We start from the raw sequence: 15,442 nt of genomic DNA, 5'->3' as shown, positions 1-15,442 counted from the left end.
TGATGTTGCTGTAATCCCTCATTCTATCCGGGCGGCGCGGAGCGTGTCGCGATTTCCCTTGCCAGCAGCTCGAGCGTCAGGGGCGCGCTGCCCTCGGCCTTGTTGTTGGCCACGATCCAGGCCGGCTGGCCCGCGGCGTGGGCGGCCAGCGCGGCTTCGGCCAGGACCCGCCGCGTTTCGGGATCCTGGACCTGGATCTTGTCGAAGGGCGAGAAGCGCGCCTTGGCCGCTTCGTAGCGCTGGCCCGCCAGCAGGCTCCAGCGCACCACCAGCGGGCCGGGGCCGGTCGCCGCCACGGCCTGCATCTGGCGCGCCGCCGACGGCATCCGCGCATGGATGGCGACGCAGTAGCGCACGCCGCGCTCCGCCAGCATCTTCATCATGCGCGGCGTGACCGCCTGCGGGTCGCGGAACTCCACCGCGTAGAACGGGCGTTCGTGGCCCTGCGAGGCGGGCAGCGCAGGCAGCGCGGCCAGGAACGCCGACAGGCGGGCGACCCAGCCGGCGGGATCGCCCAGGATCTCGGGGGGCAGCGGCGAGAACTGGAACACCAGCGGACCCGCCTTCGTGCCCAGGCCCTCCAGGCAGGGCGTCACGAAATGGTCGGTGGCCAGCACCGGGTCCAGGAAGCTGGGATTGGGGCCGGCCGGCGCGCCGCGATCGTCGCGCAGGACGGCGTCGGTCACCAGGTTGGGCGCCTTGACGACGAAGCGAAAACCCGTGGGCACCTGGTTCGCGTAGTGGGCGTACTGTTCGGCGGTCAGCGGCGCGTAGAAGGTGCGGTCCAGGCTGACGCTATTGAGCAGCGGATGGGACGAGTAGGCCGGCAGGCCTTCGCGCGACAGCAGCGATTCGCTGGCCTTGGCGCCGTAGACGATGCCATTCCAGCCGGCGAAGGCCCAGGACGAGGTTCCCAGGTGCAACTGTGCGGGCATCGCGGCGCCGAGCTGGCGCAGCGCGTCGGGATGCTCGGCGGCGGGAATCGTCCTGGCCCGGCCCCTGGCCTTGGCGGGCGGCCTGGCGGGCGCGTCGTCGAAGAACGAGCGCTGTGCGCCGTTCTCGTCGTCCGCCGCCTCGTCCGGACCGGGAGACTGGTCCTGCGGGGTCATGCGGCGATCAAGGCGCCAGGCGCACGATGCGCCAGCCCCCTGCGGCCAGGGGACGATAGACCAGCCGGTCGTGCAGGCGCGACGGCCGGCCCTGCCAGAACTCGATGGAGTCCGGCACCACGCGGTATCCGCCCCAATGGGCGGGGCGCGGAGGATGCTCGCCCAGCTCGGCCCGCAATTGCGTCTCCCGCGCGCGCAGCACGTCGCGGTCGGGGATTTCGGTGCTCTGGTCCGAGGCCCAGGCGCCGATGCGCGAGGCCAGCGGCCGGCTGTGGAAATAGGTGTCCGACTCCTGGTCCGAGGTCCGTTCCACCCGGCCCTCGATACGGATCTGCCGTTCGTGGACGGGCCAGAAGAACAGCAGGCTGGCATAGGGCAGGTGGGCCAGGTCCCGGCCCTTGCGCGACTGGTAGTTGGTATAGAACACGAAGCCGCGTTCGTCGTAGCCCTTGAGCAGCACGGTGCGCGCGGCCGGGCGGCCGCGTTCGTCCACGGTGGCCAGCGTCATGGCATTGGGGTCGGGCAACTGGTCGGTGACGGCGCGGCCGAACCAGGCTCCGAACAATTCGAACGGCGAGGCGGGAGCGTCGGCTTCCAGCAAGGCGCCCTGCTGGTAGTTCTGGCGGATGTCGGCGATGGACATGGTCGGCGGAAAGAAAAGACTACAGCCCTCACTATACCGGGTCGCCGCCGCCGTCCTCGCCCGTGGCGGCCAGGCGGCGCGCCAGGCGTTCCAGCGCGCGATCGCGTATCCCGTGGGTGCGCAGCGCCCGCGCGGTGTCCAGCACGTAGTCCACGCAGGCGCCGTAGCGCCCGTGGCCCCGGCGGATGGCAGCCAGCAGCTCCGTTTCCTGCAGGCCGCCGGCATAGCCCGTGCCGCGCCGGTCGATCACGAAGGCCAGCGCGTCGACGGGCCCCTGGGCGGTCTCGCAACGCAGCCAGCGGGGCAGGTAGGAACCCATCATCATCTCGCGTTCCCACAAGACCGCGAAGACGGGCCGGACGTCGGCGGCGGCGATGCGCAGCACGAAGCCCCGGCAACTGCCGCCCCGGTTCAGGCCGAATACCAGGCCCGGCGCGGACACCGTTCCCCGGTTGATGCGCGACCACAGGCACAGCGAACGGTGGTAGCCGCGCACGACCGCCTGGCGCCGTTCCTGCAGGGGGAAGCCGGCGTTCCAGATGAGCGAGCCATAGGCGTACAGCCAGACGTCGTCGCCCGGGCGCCAGGCGCTCAGGGCCGCGTCCATGGAAGCCTGGCGCTGGGCTTCGGTAAGCAGCAACGGGTGGTATTCGGGGGGAAACGTCTCGGGGGACACGCGGTGTTCGAAAAGGCGGCAGACGCCTTCATTTTAGGGCCGCCCGCGCCGGCCCGGCGGCGGGCTGGTGGAAACGATAGGATTTCCATTTGCAATCGATAGCATTATAAATGCTATCGATTGCAAATTATTCTTATAGACCAAAAAAGGAGAGGAGATGGAACGCAGGAGCTTCATGAAGGCCGCCGCCGGCGCGGCCACCGTCTGGCCGGCCTGGGCGGCAGCCGCCCCTGCGGCGGATCGCCCCGCCCGGCGCGATTTCCTGGTGCGCGGCGGGTATGTGGTTTCCATGGACGCCCGCCTGGGCGACATGCCGATGGCCGACGTCCTGGTCGTGGATGGCCGCATCGCCGAGGTCGGCCGCAACCTGTCCGCGCCGTCGGGCGCCGCGGTCATCGACGGCACCGGCATGATCGTGTCGCCCGGATTCGTGAACGGCCATATCCACCTTGCCCAGACCATGCAGCGCGGCGTATCCACGGAACATACCTTCGCGGACTACTACAGCACGCTGGTGCTCAAGTATTCCAACCGCATGAGCCCGGACGACGTGCGGCTGGCGGAGTACGTGGGCGCGCTGGAGCAGATGTCGCTGGGCACCACCACGTTGATGGACTGGAACCGCGAGGCCATGACGCCCGAGCATGCGGAAGCGGCGGTGGACGGCCTGCTGGATTCCGGCGTGCGGGCTATCTTCGCCTACAGCATCGCCGCCCGTACGCCGCAGGGCTCGGACGCGCCGCTGCGCCGCATGCTGGAGCACGCCCGTTCGCTGCGCGTGGGGCGGCTGTCGTCCGACCAGGGGCGCGTGATGCTGGGAGCCTGCCTGCCCGGGCCCGACTTCATGCCGCTGGAGCCCGCCTTCGCCGACATGCGCATGCTGCGCGACCTGCAGGTACTGACGTCCTTCCATTGCGCGGCGCCCATCTACGCGCAGCGCAAGAAGGGGCTGATCGCCACGCTGGCGCAGCAAGGCCTCCTGGACGGCAGGCTGCAACTGGTGCACGCCAACGACCTGGATGCCGGCGAGTTCAGGCTGGCGGCGGACCAGGGCGCCTGCCTGGTCAGCACCCCCGAGGCAGAACTGCACTGCGGCCACGGGCATCCGGCAATCTGGAAGGCCGCGCGCGGCCGCATGCCCGTCAGCCTGGGAACGGACATCCCGTCGGCCTTCGGCGGCGGCATGATGACGCAGATGCGCACCGCCCTGGCCGCCGAGATCGCGCGCCTGAACGCGCAGTCCTTCGCCGAGACGGGCAAGGCGCCGGCCGCCAAGGCGGTGTCGGCGCGCGACATGCTGGGCCTGGCGACGGCCGATGGCGCAAAGGCGCTGGGGCTGGGCGACGTGACGGGCTCCATCACCCCGGGCAAGCGGGCCGACCTGCTGCTGATCCGCAGCGACAGCGTCGCGACCGCCCCCATGCTGGATCCGGTCGGCACCCTGGTGCTGCAGGCGACGCCCGCCGATATCGATACGGTCATCGTCGACGGCCGCGTGGTGAAGACCGGCGGCCGCATGGTCGATCCCAGGATCGAGCCGGCGGCGCGCGAACTGCGGCAGCGTGCCCTGCGCATGGTGCAACGGGCCCAGCAGGCCTAGGCGCGGGCCTGGCGCCTCAGTTGGCCGGGCCGCGCCGCGTGGCCACGGGGCGCTTGGGCGAGCGGTTGAAGATGCCGCCCGCCAGCAGGCAGGCGGCGACGGTCCAGAAGGGCAGTCCCAGGCCGGCCAGCGCGCTCAGGCTGCCGAAGGCCAGCGGCAGCACGAACTGGCCGCCGTTGATGGTCGCCATGCGCAGCCCCAGCGCCTCGGCGGCGCGGCCGGGCGGCGCATGCGTGTGCAGCAGCGCCAGCAGGCTGGGCTGGCCGCTGCCCAGCGCCAGGCCCAGCAGGAAGGCCAGCATGATCAGGATGGGAACGTCGCGGAAGAACGGGTACAGCACGTAGACCGCGCTGGCGGTGAACATGGCGGTGCGCAGCAGGGTCCAGGGCGCCATGCGCCGCTGTATCCACGGCAGCAGCATGCGGATGACGAAGGTGGCCACGGCGAAGGCGGACAGGATGACGCCTATGGTCGTGGCCGACAGGCCGATCGAGGCGCCGAAGATCGGCACCATGAAGGAGTTCAGGTCCCAGGCGCCCGACAACAGGGCCGTGGCGATCAACACGCGGCGCAGCGTGGGACTGGCCAGCAGGTCGCTAACCTGTTCGCGCGAGGCCGGCCGGGTGTTGCCGGCGGCGCGCGGCAGCCGGTGCTGCTGCCGCAGCAGCAATCCCAGCGCGCCCAGCTGGCACAGCAGCAGCACGCCGAAGGCCCAGCGCACGCCCAGGTGGTCGATGGACAGGCCGGCCACCAGCGGGCCGCCGAAGCCGGAAATCGACAGCGACAGGGACAGGCGCGAGAAATTCAGGATGCGCCGGTCGGGCGTGGCATGGATGCCCATGACGTTCTGCACCGCGATCTGGCACACCATGCAGCCTATGCCGGTCAGGCAGCTGGACAGGAACAGCACCTGCGTGCGGGGCAGGAGGAAGGGCAGCAGACTGCCCGCGATCAGCAGGCCCACGCCCATGCGCAGCGGGCGCCGCGCGCCGATGTGGTCGACCCAGCGGCCGGTGTGGACCGACAACAGCATGGGGACCAGCGCGAACAGCGCCATCAGCACGCCCACGGTGAAACTGGAGGCGCCCTGCGCCAGCGCGCCCAGCGAGACCGTCACCCGGCCGCCGGTCAGCGCCATGTGGCTCAGGATCGCCAGCGTGCAGAAGACGGCGACACCGCGGTCGTCGAGCGGCGCGGCGTGCGGCTCGGGGGCGGGGGCGTCCTGGCGCGGCGTGGGTGCAGGCAAGATGGGAGGGGGCGGGAAAAATGTCGCCGTGGTCTCGCGGCGGTTTCTTGTGGTGGGTCCATTCTAACCCCCGGGGCCCGCGAAGAGGGCGGTCCGGCGGGCTGCTAACATCGGAGCCGTCTTCGTTCCGGCCGCGCGCGCCGTTCCCATGCCTTCTCGCCTTCCCCTTCCGGAGTTTCCGTCATGAGCTGCGACATCGACAGCGAGCGCCGCTTCGGCGGGCTGGACCGCCTGTACGGGGCGGGCGCCCTGGACGCGCTGCGCGCCGCGCGCGCCACCGTGGTGGGGCTGGGCGGGGTGGGATCGTGGGCGGCCGAGGCGCTGGCCCGCAGCGGTATCGGCACGCTGACGCTGATCGACCTGGACCACATCGCCGAATCCAACATCAACCGCCAGGTCCATGCCCTGGGCCGCACGCTGGGGCAGTCCAAGGTCGAGGCCATGGCCGACCGCATCCGCGACATCTCCCCGCAGTGCGTGCTGAACCTGGTCGACGATTTCCTCGATCCCGGCAATGTCGCGCGGCTGCTGGCGGACGAGGCCAGCGTGGTGCTGGATTGCACTGACCAGGTGTCGGCCAAGATCGCCATGATCCTGCATGTCCGGCGCAGCGGCGCGCCGCTGGTGGTGTGCGGCGGGGCGGGCGGCAAGACGGATCCCCTGGCGCTGCGCGCGGGCGACCTGTCGGAAGCGGTCAACGACGCGCTGCTGGCCAAGATCCGCAACCAGCTCCGGCGCCAGCACGGCTATCCCAAGGCATCGACCGCCGCGGGCAAACCGGCGCGCCGGGTGCCGAAGATGAAGGTGCGTTCCCTGTGGGTGGACCAGCCCGCGCGGCTTCCGGCGGCCTGGTCCCAGGACGTGGACGCGCCGGCCGGGGCGCCGCAGGGCCTGTCCTGCGCGGGCTACGGCTCGGCGGTCACCGTGACCGCCGCCATGGGGCTGGCGGCGGCGCATGAGGTGCTGCGGGTGGTGTTTCCGGCGGCGCGCTAATCCAGGATCACGTCGAACCAGCCGCGCAGGGCGTTGGACAGCCGCAGCCCCTGCGCCCGGCCCAGGTCGGCGCGCGTCACCACGGCTTCTTCCACCTTTTCCTCGTCCAGCAGCGCGGCGCGCTGCACGCCGGGCAAGAGGCCGCAGGATACCGGCGGCGTGACCCAGCGGCCGTCCAGCAGCAGATGGACGTTGGTGCGGCTGCCTTCGCACAGCTCGTCGCGTTCATTCAGGTACAGCAGGTCGAAGTGGTCGGGGTGGCCGGCCAGCCAGGCCGCCGCGCTTTCGTACCAGGGCCGCCACGTGGTCTTGTGGCGCAGGAGCGCCGTGCCCGAGTCCAGGCGTTCGGGGGCAAGCGCCACGCGGGGGCGGGGCGGCAGCGGCGGCAGCGCCGAGGTCTCGACCTCGACGCTGCCGTTGTCCGCGACCAGCACGCGCATGCGATGCCCGACGCCTTCGGGCAGCCCGGCGGCGGCCCGGGCGATGGCCCGCTGCACCGCGTCCACCGACCAGTGGTAGGCCAGTTCGGAGCACGAGGCGCCGAGCCGCTCCAGGTGCCAGGGCAGCAGCGGCATGCGGCCGTCGTCCTCGACCCGGATGGTTTCGATCAACTGCGGCCGCATGCTCAGGACGCCTTGGCGGCCGCTTCCTGCGGCACCATGAACTCGGCCAGCACCCGGCCGGTATGCGAGCGCGCGCGCTGCGCCATGACGTGTTCGGGCGTGCCCTGCACGACCACCTGGCCGCCCTCGTTGCCGCCCTCGGGACCCATGTCCAGCAGCCAGTCGGCCTCGGCGATGACGTCGAGATTGTGCTCGATCACCACCACCGTGTTGCCGGCGTCCACCAGCCGGTGCAGCACGCGTATCAGCTTTTCCACGTCCGCCATGGACAGGCCCACGGTGGGTTCGTCCAGCACGTACAGCGTGTGCGGCGCCTTGTAGGCGCGGCCGGTGCGCATCGTGCCTTCGTCCAGCCTGGCCTTGGCCAGCTCGGTCACCAGCTTGATGCGCTGCGCCTCGCCGCCCGACAGCGTGGGCGAGGGCTGGCCCAGCGTCAGGTAGCCCAGCCCCACGCTCTGCAGCAGTTGCAGCGGGTTCAGGATGGACGGATGGGCGGCGAAGTATTCGACGGCATCGTCGATTTCCATCGCCAGCACCTCGCCCACGCTCTTGCCGCGCAGGTGCACGGCCAGGGTCTCGCGGTTGAAGCGCGCGCCGTTGCAGGCGTCGCAGGGCACTTTCACGTCCGGCAGGAAGTTCATCTCGATGGTGCGCATGCCCTGGCCTTCGCAGACCGGGCAACGTCCCTCGCCGGTGTTGAAGCTGAAGCGCCCGGCGGTCCAGCCGCGCATGCGCGCCTCCATCGTGTCGGCGAACTGCTTGCGGATGGTGTCCCAGAAGCCCACGTAGGTGGCGGGGCAGGAGCGCGGCGTCTTGCCGATGGGGGTCTGGTCGACCTCCAGCACGCGGTCGATGCCTTTCCAGCCATCGATGCCGGCGCAGCCGGTCCAGCCGCTCTGCCCGGCGGCGTCCTTGCCCACGCGGCGTTGCAGGTTGTCCAGCAGCACGTCGCGCGCCAGCGTCGACTTGCCCGAGCCCGACACGCCGGTCACGACGGTCAGCCGGCCGACGGGGAAGCTGGCGTCGACGTCGCGCAGGTTGTGCAGGCGCGCCTTGCGCACCGCGATGCGCGGCGTGTCGTCGCCCACCGGGCGCCGGGGCTGGAGCGGATGCTGCAGGGGATGGGCCAGGTACTTGCCCGTTAGCGATGCGGGATTGGCGATGATGTCCTGCACCCGGCCCTGGGCGACCACGGTGCCGCCCCGCACCCCGGCGCCCGGGCCGATGTCGATCACGTGGGCGGCGCGCCGGATGGTGTCCTCGTCGTGCTCGACCACCACCAGCGTGTTGCCCTTGCCTTCCAGCCGCGACAGCGCGTTCAGCAGGATGCGGTTGTCGCGCGGGTGCAGGCCGATGGTCGGTTCGTCCAGCACGTAGCACACGCCCTGCAGGTTGGAGCCCAGCTGCGCGGCCAGGCGGATGCGCTGGGCCTCGCCGCCGGACAGCGTGGGCGCGGCGCGGTCCAGCGCCAGGTAGCCCAGGCCGACTTCTTCCAGGAACTCCAGCCGGCTGCGCAGCTCGGCCAGGATGTCCCGCGCGATGTCGGCCTCGCGGCCCGAGGTTTCCAGGTCGCGGAAGAAGGCGCCGGCATCGCGCACGGCCAGCGACGACAATTGCGCGATGGAGCGATCGCGCCAGCGCACCGCCAGCGCGTTGCGGTTCAGGCGCTGCCCGTGGCAATCGCCGCAGGGCTGGACCTCGCCTTCGTACCAGGCGTTCCAGGCGGTTTCCTCGCCGGTCTGCTCGGCGTCGAAGCCCTGCAGCTTGACGCCGGTGCCGAAGCAGGACGGGCACCAGCCGTGCTTGGAGTTGTACGAGAACATGCGCGGATCGGGCTCGGGGAAGCTCAGGCCGCACGAGGGGCAGGCGCGCTTGACCGAGAACACGCGTTGTTCCAGGTCGGGCGCCGGCGCCTCGACGCCGCTGGCCATCTCCACGCGCAGCTTCTGCAGTGGCCAGGCCACGCTCATCACGCCATGGCCGTGTTCCAGCGCCTCGTGCACGGCGGCCCGCAGCGCGGCCTCGTTGGCCGGATCGACCACCAGGTCGGCCACCGGCAGGTCGATGTCGTGTTCCTTGAAGCGGTCCAGCCGGGGCCACTTCGCGGTCGGGATGAAGGCGCCGTCCACGCGCAGGTGGGTGTAGCCCTTGTTCGACGCCCACTTGGCCAGGTCGGTGTAATAGCCCTTGCGCGCGCTGACCAGCGGCGCCAGCACGCCTATGTGCTGGCCCTTGAGCTCGCGCATGATGCGGCTGACGATCAGATCGAAGGTCTGGGGCTCGACCGGGATGTCGCAATTGGGGCAGTACTGGGTACCCAGCTTCATGTACAGCAGGCGCATGAAGTGATGGGTCTCGGTCATCGTGGCCACGGTCGACTTGCGGCCGCCGCGGCTGGTGCGCTGCTCGATCGCCACGGTGGGCGGGATGCCGAAGATGGCGTCCACGTCCGGCTTGCCCGCCGGCTGGACGATGGAGCGCGCGTACGCGTTCAGCGATTCCAGGTAGCGGCGCTGCCCCTCGTTGAACAGGATGTCGAAGGCCAGCGTCGACTTGCCCGAGCCCGACACGCCGGTGATGACCGTGAAGGTGTTGCGCGGGATCTCGACGTCGACGTTCTTCAGGTTGTGCTCGCGGGCATTCTTGATCTCGATCGCGCGCGCGGCGTGGCGGCGGCGGGACAGCAGGTTCTGCAGCGGCACGCCCGCGGGCTCGTCGTTGCGCGCCACCACATAGGGTTCGAAGCGCTCGGCCACGGCGGTTGCCGGCGCGGCGGCCGCGGCCTGGGCGTCGGCCAGGCTGCCGATCTCGGCTTCGTATTCCCGCAGCGCGCGGCCGGTGTGCGAGGCCGGGTGGTCCATGATGGCCTGCGGCGTGCCGGTGGCCAGGATTTCCCCGCCGGCGTCGCCGCCTTCCGGACCCAGGTCGATCAGCCAGTCCGAGGCCCGGATCACGTCCAGGTTGTGTTCGATCACGACCAGCGTGTGGCCGGCCGCCAGCAGCTTGCGGAAGGCGCCCATCAGGCGCGAGATGTCGTCGAAGTGCAGGCCGGTCGTGGGCTCGTCGAACAGGAACAGGCTGCCTTTCTTCGACAGTTTGGCGCCGATGGTGGAAATGCCCGAGCGCGCCGCCTCGGCCAGGTGGCCGGCCAGCTTCAGGCGCTGGGCCTCGCCGCCCGACAGGGTCGGCACCGGCTGGCCCAGGCGCACGTATTCCAGGCCCACGTCGGCCAGCGGCGCCAGGCCGTACTGGATGTCGCGCTCGCCCTCGAAGAAGTCCAGGGCCTCGGTCACGGTCATTTCCAGCACGTCGGAGATCGAGGCCGCCCGGCCCTTGCGCTCGATGGTGACCTCGCGGATCTCGGGCCGGAAACGGGTGCCGTCGCAGTCGGGGCAGCGCAGGTACACGTCGGACAGGAACTGCATCTCGACGTGCTCGAAGCCGGTGCCGCCGCAGGTCGGGCAGCGGCCGTCGCCGGCGTTGAAGCTGAACATGCCGGCCGTGTAGTCGCGCTCCTTGGACAGCCGCGCCTGCGCGAACAGCTTGCGCACGCCGTCGAACGCGCCCACGTAGCTGGCCGGGTTGGAGCGGGCCGTCTTGCCGATGGGGGACTGGTCGACCATGACCACCTCGGTGATCCAGTCGTCGCCCAGGATGCGGTCGTGCGCGCCGGCGGCCTCGGTGGGCTTGCCCTTGAGCTTGAGCAGGGCGGGGTAGAGCACGTCCTGGATCAGCGTCGACTTGCCCGATCCCGACACGCCCGTCACGCACACCAGGCGCCCCAGCGGGAACTCCACCGTCACGTTCTTCAGGTTGTGTTCGCGCGCGCCCTCGACGATCAGCCGGGGCGTGTTGGCGTTGACCGGCATGGGACGCGGGGCCGCCACGTGGCGGCGGCCCGACAGGTAGTCGCCGGTCAGCGTCTGCGCCTTGCGCAATTGCGCCGGCGAACCGTTGAAGACGATGTTGCCGCCGCGCTCGCCCGGCCCCGGGCCGATGTCGATGACGCGGTCGGCCGCCAGCATGACCTGCGGATCGTGTTCCACCACCACCAGCGAGTTGCCCGCGTCGCGCAGCCGGTGCATGACCTCGACGATGCGGTTCATGTCGCGCGGATGCAGGCCGATGGACGGCTCGTCCAGCACGAACAGGGTGTTGACCAGGGACGTTCCCAGCGCGGTGGTCAGGTTGATCCGCTGCACTTCGCCGCCCGACAGGGTGCGGCTCTGGCGGTCCAGCGTCAGGTAGCCCAGGCCCACGTCGCACAGGAACTTCAGCCGCGCGCGCACTTCCTGCAGCAGCAGTTCGGTGGCCGCATCCATCACGCCCTCGAAGTGCAGGGCGTCGCAGAAGGCGCGCACCCGCTCGATGGGCAGCAGCATCAGGTCATGGATGGACAGTCCCGGCAGGGCCGCCAGGGTGGCGTTGCTCCAGGACACGTTCACCGGCCGGAAGCGGGTATAGCGCCCGTCGGACTCGGGCAGCACCTGGTCGGCCTCGGCCTTGGTGCCCACCCGCCACAGCAGCGAGTCGGGCTTGAGGCGGGCGCCGTTGCAGGCCGTGCACGGCGTGTACGCGCGATACTTCGACAGCAGCACGCGGATGTGCATCTTGTAGGCCTTGGTCTCCAGCCAGTCGAAGAAGCGCTTCACGCCGTACCACTGGTGTTTCCAGGCGTCGTTGCCGCCCTTCCAGTCGGGCGTGCCCTGCAGCACCCACTCCCGCTGGGCCTCGGTCAGCTTGCGCCAGGGTACGTCCAGGGGGATGCCTGCGCGGGCGGCGTATTTCACCAGGTCGTCCTGGCATTCCTTGTAGCTGGCGGTCTGCCAGGGGCGGATGGCGCCCCCGCGCAGGGTCTTGCTCTCGTCGGGGATGATCAGGCCGTAGTCCACGCCTATCACCCGGCCGAAGCCGCGGCAGGCCTCGCAGGCACCCAGCGGCGAATTGAACGAGAACGAGCTGGGGGTCGGGGTGGAATAGGCGATGTCGCAGTCGGCGCAATGGATTTCGTCGCTGAACTTCCACAGCGCGGTTTCCTGGCCTTCCTCGTCCACCACGCGCACGTCCACCCGGCCGGCTCCCAGCCGCAGGCCGGCGTCCAGCGCCTCCATCACCCGCGCCCGCTCGGCATTGCCGAAACGGAACCGGTCCTGGACCACGTCCAGCAGTTGCACCGCGTTCTTGCCGGTGCCGACCTTGCGCTTGGCGTGCACCCGCGTGTAGCCCTGGCGTTCCAGGAAGCCGCGGATCTCGTCCTCGCTGTAGTTGGCCGGCACCTGGACCGGGAAGGTCACGACCAGACGCGGGTCGCCGGCTTCGGCCGAGCGGCGGGCCAGCGACGCGTGGATGGAATCGGGCGTGTCCTTTTGCACCGGCCGTGCGCACTGGCGGCAGAACAGCCGGCCGGCCCGCGCGTACAGCAGCTTCAGGTGGTCGTTCAGCTCGGTCATGGTGCCGACCGTGCTGCGCGACGTGCGCACCGGATTGGTCTGGTCGATCGCGATGGCCGGCGGGATGCCCTCGATGCGGTCGACCTGCGGCTTGTCCATGCGATCCAGGAACTGGCGCGCGTACGGCGAGAAGGTCTCGACGTAGCGGCGCTGGCCTTCGGCGTACAGCGTGTCGAAGACCAGCGAACTCTTGCCCGAGCCGGAAACACCGGTCACCACCACGAGTTCGTTGGTGGGGATGGTCAGGCTCAGGTTCTTCAGGTTGTTCTGGCGCGCGCCAACCACCCGGATCTCGGGTTCGGCGGCGGTTTCCTGGGGGGCATCGGGGGAGTTGGGGGCGGAGGACATCGTTCGTTTCACGTGCCGGAAGAAGGCCGGCGATTCTTCAATCGTAGCCGTTTAGCGGATGCTGCGAAAATCGCAACGTTTGACAAGATTGGGTAACAGGAAGGTACGGCGGCAAAAGGGCGGCCGGGTTACGATATTGCTTATGAGCAAGCGCAAATCCTCACCTCTGGACCTGTTGGGAGCCGAGGCCGGGATGTACATCCCGCCGCCCACGCTCGGCGACGTCCCGCCTCCGCCGCGCAGCCTGCGCGTGGCGGTGCTGGTCGCCATCGCGCTTGCCCTGACGGTCGGCACCATCGCCGTCCATACCATTCCCGAAGTCGGCCATACCTGGCGGGTCGTTTCGCACCAGACCGAAAAGGCCCTGGGGCGGGTTCTGGGCAAGGCCGAGCAGAAAACGACGGAAGTCGTCGGCGGTGTCGCCGGCGGCGCGGTCCAGCATTGAACGGCTTGACGGAAATGCAAGAAAATCCGCTAGAATAGCGGGTTAGCCGGATTCAATGACTGGAGATCGACATGGCGGAAAAGAAACGCACGCGCCGCAACACCCTTGAGCGCCGTTGCCTGGGCAAGCCCTTCAAACGTCTTTTTGTTGGGGCGCCGAAGGGTATTTTCAAGATGCTCGAGAAAGTTAAGCGGGCTTGATGGTTTAGTCCCCCTACGCGCTTACGCGCGCCCGGCATGGTGAGCCCCCAGCCGCTACGCGGCAGCCCCCCGAGGGGGCGGGGACCCGCCTTGGGATGGCCCGGCGCCGGGTCCCCCGGGCGGCACTGGTGGACCGGCGGAGCCGGATCCACCGTGCCCATGGTCTGAAAGCCTCCACTTGCGTGGGGGCTTTTTTTTGCCTCGGCCCCGTTAGGGGTCAACAGAGCGGATATGTTTCAGGAGGCGGGGGTAGTGCAGCGGAAGTTCTTGGCGTCTTCCAGCGAGCCGCTGCCGGTGTAGCGGGCCTGCTGGGGGTAGGGGCACAGGGGGCGGGTGCGGCCGGGCCAGGGGGCGTCGGAGCTTGCGCGGGCGGAGGCCGGGATCGAGGCCGGGGCGACACCCTTTTCGACCCAGTCCACGATGGCCGCCACCATGTCGAATTTGTCGGTGGCCGGGCCGCCGCTGCAGTGGTTCATGCCCGGTATCGTGAACAGGCGGGCGAAGTCCGGGGCATCGGCATGGGCGCGGCGCAGGCCCTGGTACCAGGCGATGGTGTCGTTCACCGAGAACACCGGATCGCTGTTGCCGTGGTAGACGATCATCTTGCCGCCCCGGGCTTTCAGGGTGCCCAGGTTTGTCGGATCGGGCGGCGTCATGAAGCTCATCGGCGATTCGGTGTAGACCGGGGTGGTCGCGAAGATCTTCGGCGCGTCGGTATCGAAGTCGAAGCCCAACAGGTAGTCGATGACCTGCGTGCCGGTGCCGCGCACCTGGGTGGGCGGGGTGGTGAACACATAGGGCAGGGAGCCGCCGCCCAGGGTCGCGATCAGTGAATTGGGAACTTCGGTGGTCGACGTGCCCAGTTTCCAGAAACGCCAGCCCATCGTGGCCACGCCGGCGTCGTACGGCCAGTCGGCGTACAAGGCCTCGCCCTTGCTGTTCTTCGGGCCGCCGAATACCTTCTTCAACGCATCCACCTGCGGCGCGCTGAGGCAGGCGTCGGTCTTGGCGCCGGCGCAGGTCAGGGTCTCGGGCTTGAAGACGGCCTTGCAGGCCACCGGATCGTCGATCATGCCGTCGGCCGCGCCGTCCAGCGCGTCGCAGGCGGCTACCGTCCGGTCCGCCACCAATTGCATGTCCTGGAACGAGAATGCCTGGCTGATGATGGGGCGGCCTTCGCCGGTGCGCGGCGCGGCCGCGGCGAAGGCCTGGTTGTCCCAGGCGTGCTGCACGGCGGCCTGGGGCAGGTTGAAGCCCGGGTTGCCGGCGACGATGCCGTCGAACTGGTCGGCGAAGCGCGAGGCGGCCACCATGGCCTGCCTGCCGCCGTTCGAGCAGCCGACGAAATAGGAGTGCTCGGCGCCGCGTCCGTAGAAGCGCTTGAGGATGGCCTTCGCGGTCGGGGTGACGGTGCCGACCGCGTTATAGCCGTAGTCCACGCGGGCCTGCGGGTCGAGGCCGAACAGCGAGCCGCCGACGATGGGTTCGCTTTCGCTGGTATGGCCGCCGTCGGTGCTGGCGACGGCGAATCCCATGGACAGCGCGTTGGTGGAAGCGCCCGCCCCCGTCAGCGCGCCCAGGGCCGGATTGACGGCACCATCCGTGCCGCCTCCGCCCTGGAAGAAGAAGCGGCCGTTCCAGGTGTCCGGCATGCGCAGTTCGAAACCGATGGCGTAGGTCTTGCCGTCGACGTCGCTGTTGCGCAGGTTCAGCCGGCCTTTCAGGCGGCAGTGGGCGGGAACGGACTGCGCGGGATTGTCGGCGGCGGCCGCGGCGACGGTTTCGGGGGCGTCCAGTTCCAGGCGGGGGATCCCCAGCGCGGCCGCCGTGATCTTGGCGCAGGCCAGGCGGGGCGGATCGGAGGGTTCCTGAACGGATGGCCCCGGATCGTCGGAACCGCCACAGCCGTGCAGCGTTCCCAGGGCGGCGAGCATACCGCCGGCCAGATAGCGTTTCTTCATGCTTGTCTCCTCCTCGTGGGCGGCCGCGCGGAATGTCGATGGGCTTCTTCGGGGCGCGGCGGATGGCGGAATTCATCGCCATTTATTTAATATAGTTAAATAAAAATGAATCAGAATCAGGTGTAAACCCTAGAATTATTCAGGGGTG

The 15,442-nt window shown here is 69.7% G+C and carries 10 protein-coding genes and 1 pseudogene; 4 read left to right on the top strand and 7 right to left on the bottom strand.

Features of this window, described 5'->3' with window-relative positions:
• Positions 1 to 23 precede the first annotated feature (23 nt).
• From N5K27_RS24830 to N5K27_RS24820, 3 genes and pseudogenes are all read right to left on the bottom strand, one after another.
• Positions 24 to 935: pseudogene (locus N5K27_RS24830) on the bottom strand (DUF72 domain-containing protein); the annotation flags it as partial.
• 181 nt (positions 936 to 1,116) lie between these two features.
• Positions 1,117 to 1,752 carry a pyridoxamine 5'-phosphate oxidase gene (pdxH, locus tag N5K27_RS24825; protein ID WP_087837926.1) on the bottom strand — a complete coding sequence of 212 codons (636 nt, stop codon included), beginning with the start codon at positions 1,750 to 1,752 and terminating at the stop codon, positions 1,117 to 1,119.
• Between the two features lie 31 nt (positions 1,753 to 1,783).
• Positions 1,784 to 2,428, bottom strand: a complete 645-nt coding sequence (locus N5K27_RS24820; protein ID WP_243724523.1) for a gamma-glutamylcyclotransferase — start codon at positions 2,426 to 2,428, stop codon at positions 1,784 to 1,786.
• A gap of 157 nt (positions 2,429 to 2,585) precedes the next feature.
• On the opposite strand from N5K27_RS24820, the gene N5K27_RS24815 reads away from it, so the two are divergent.
• Positions 2,586 to 4,028: an amidohydrolase family protein gene (locus tag N5K27_RS24815; protein ID WP_279819883.1), complete on the top strand. Its 1,443-nt coding sequence runs from the start codon at positions 2,586 to 2,588 to the stop codon at positions 4,026 to 4,028.
• Between the two features lie 16 nt (positions 4,029 to 4,044).
• On the opposite strand, the gene N5K27_RS24810 is transcribed toward N5K27_RS24815, so the two are convergent.
• A complete protein-coding gene (locus N5K27_RS24810; protein WP_243724524.1) occupies positions 4,045 to 5,274 on the bottom strand; it encodes an MFS transporter in 1,230 nt (409 codons plus the stop codon).
• 183 nt (positions 5,275 to 5,457) lie between these two features.
• Here N5K27_RS24810 and N5K27_RS24805 point away from each other — a divergent pair, with 183 nt between their 5' ends.
• Entirely contained in the window at positions 5,458 to 6,267 is an 810-nt protein-coding gene (locus tag N5K27_RS24805; RefSeq protein ID WP_087837924.1) for a tRNA threonylcarbamoyladenosine dehydratase, read from the top strand.
• On the opposite strand, the gene N5K27_RS24800 is transcribed toward N5K27_RS24805, so the two are convergent.
• Together N5K27_RS24800 and uvrA are read right to left on the bottom strand one after the other, a co-directional pair.
• Positions 6,264 to 6,890 (bottom strand): aminotransferase class IV, encoded by a 627-nt coding sequence (locus N5K27_RS24800; protein ID WP_087837923.1) that lies wholly within the window; start codon positions 6,888 to 6,890, stop codon positions 6,264 to 6,266. The genes N5K27_RS24805 and N5K27_RS24800 overlap by 4 nt on opposite strands.
• A gap of 2 nt (positions 6,891 to 6,892) precedes the next feature.
• Positions 6,893 to 12,688 (bottom strand): excinuclease ABC subunit UvrA, encoded by a 5,796-nt coding sequence (uvrA, locus tag N5K27_RS24795; protein WP_279819879.1) that lies wholly within the window; start codon positions 12,686 to 12,688, stop codon positions 6,893 to 6,895.
• 142 nt (positions 12,689 to 12,830) lie between these two features.
• Here uvrA and N5K27_RS24790 point away from each other — a divergent pair, with 142 nt between their 5' ends.
• Together N5K27_RS24790 and N5K27_RS24785 are read left to right on the top strand one after the other, a co-directional pair.
• Positions 12,831 to 13,133, top strand: coding sequence for a hypothetical protein (locus N5K27_RS24790; RefSeq protein WP_087837921.1), 303 nt, complete (start codon positions 12,831 to 12,833; stop codon positions 13,131 to 13,133).
• A 71-nt stretch (positions 13,134 to 13,204) separates the two neighbouring features.
• On the top strand, positions 13,205 to 13,333 hold the full coding sequence (locus N5K27_RS24785; RefSeq protein WP_254914568.1) for a hypothetical protein: 129 nt from the start codon (positions 13,205 to 13,207) through the stop codon (positions 13,331 to 13,333).
• 236 nt (positions 13,334 to 13,569) lie between these two features.
• Here the strand turns inward: N5K27_RS24785 and N5K27_RS24780 are convergent, their stop codons facing one another.
• Positions 13,570 to 15,294 carry a tannase/feruloyl esterase family alpha/beta hydrolase gene (locus tag N5K27_RS24780; RefSeq protein ID WP_279819876.1) on the bottom strand — a complete coding sequence of 575 codons (1,725 nt, stop codon included), beginning with the start codon at positions 15,292 to 15,294 and terminating at the stop codon, positions 13,570 to 13,572.
• Between the last annotated feature and the right edge of the window lie 148 nt (positions 15,295 to 15,442).

Origin of the sequence: Pigmentiphaga sp. GD03639, from assembly GCF_029845405.1 — a bacterium.
In the GTDB taxonomy this organism is placed as follows: domain Bacteria; phylum Pseudomonadota; class Gammaproteobacteria; order Burkholderiales; family Burkholderiaceae_B; genus Pigmentiphaga; species Pigmentiphaga daeguensis.
This window is presented reverse-complemented; position numbering and strand designations above follow the sequence as displayed.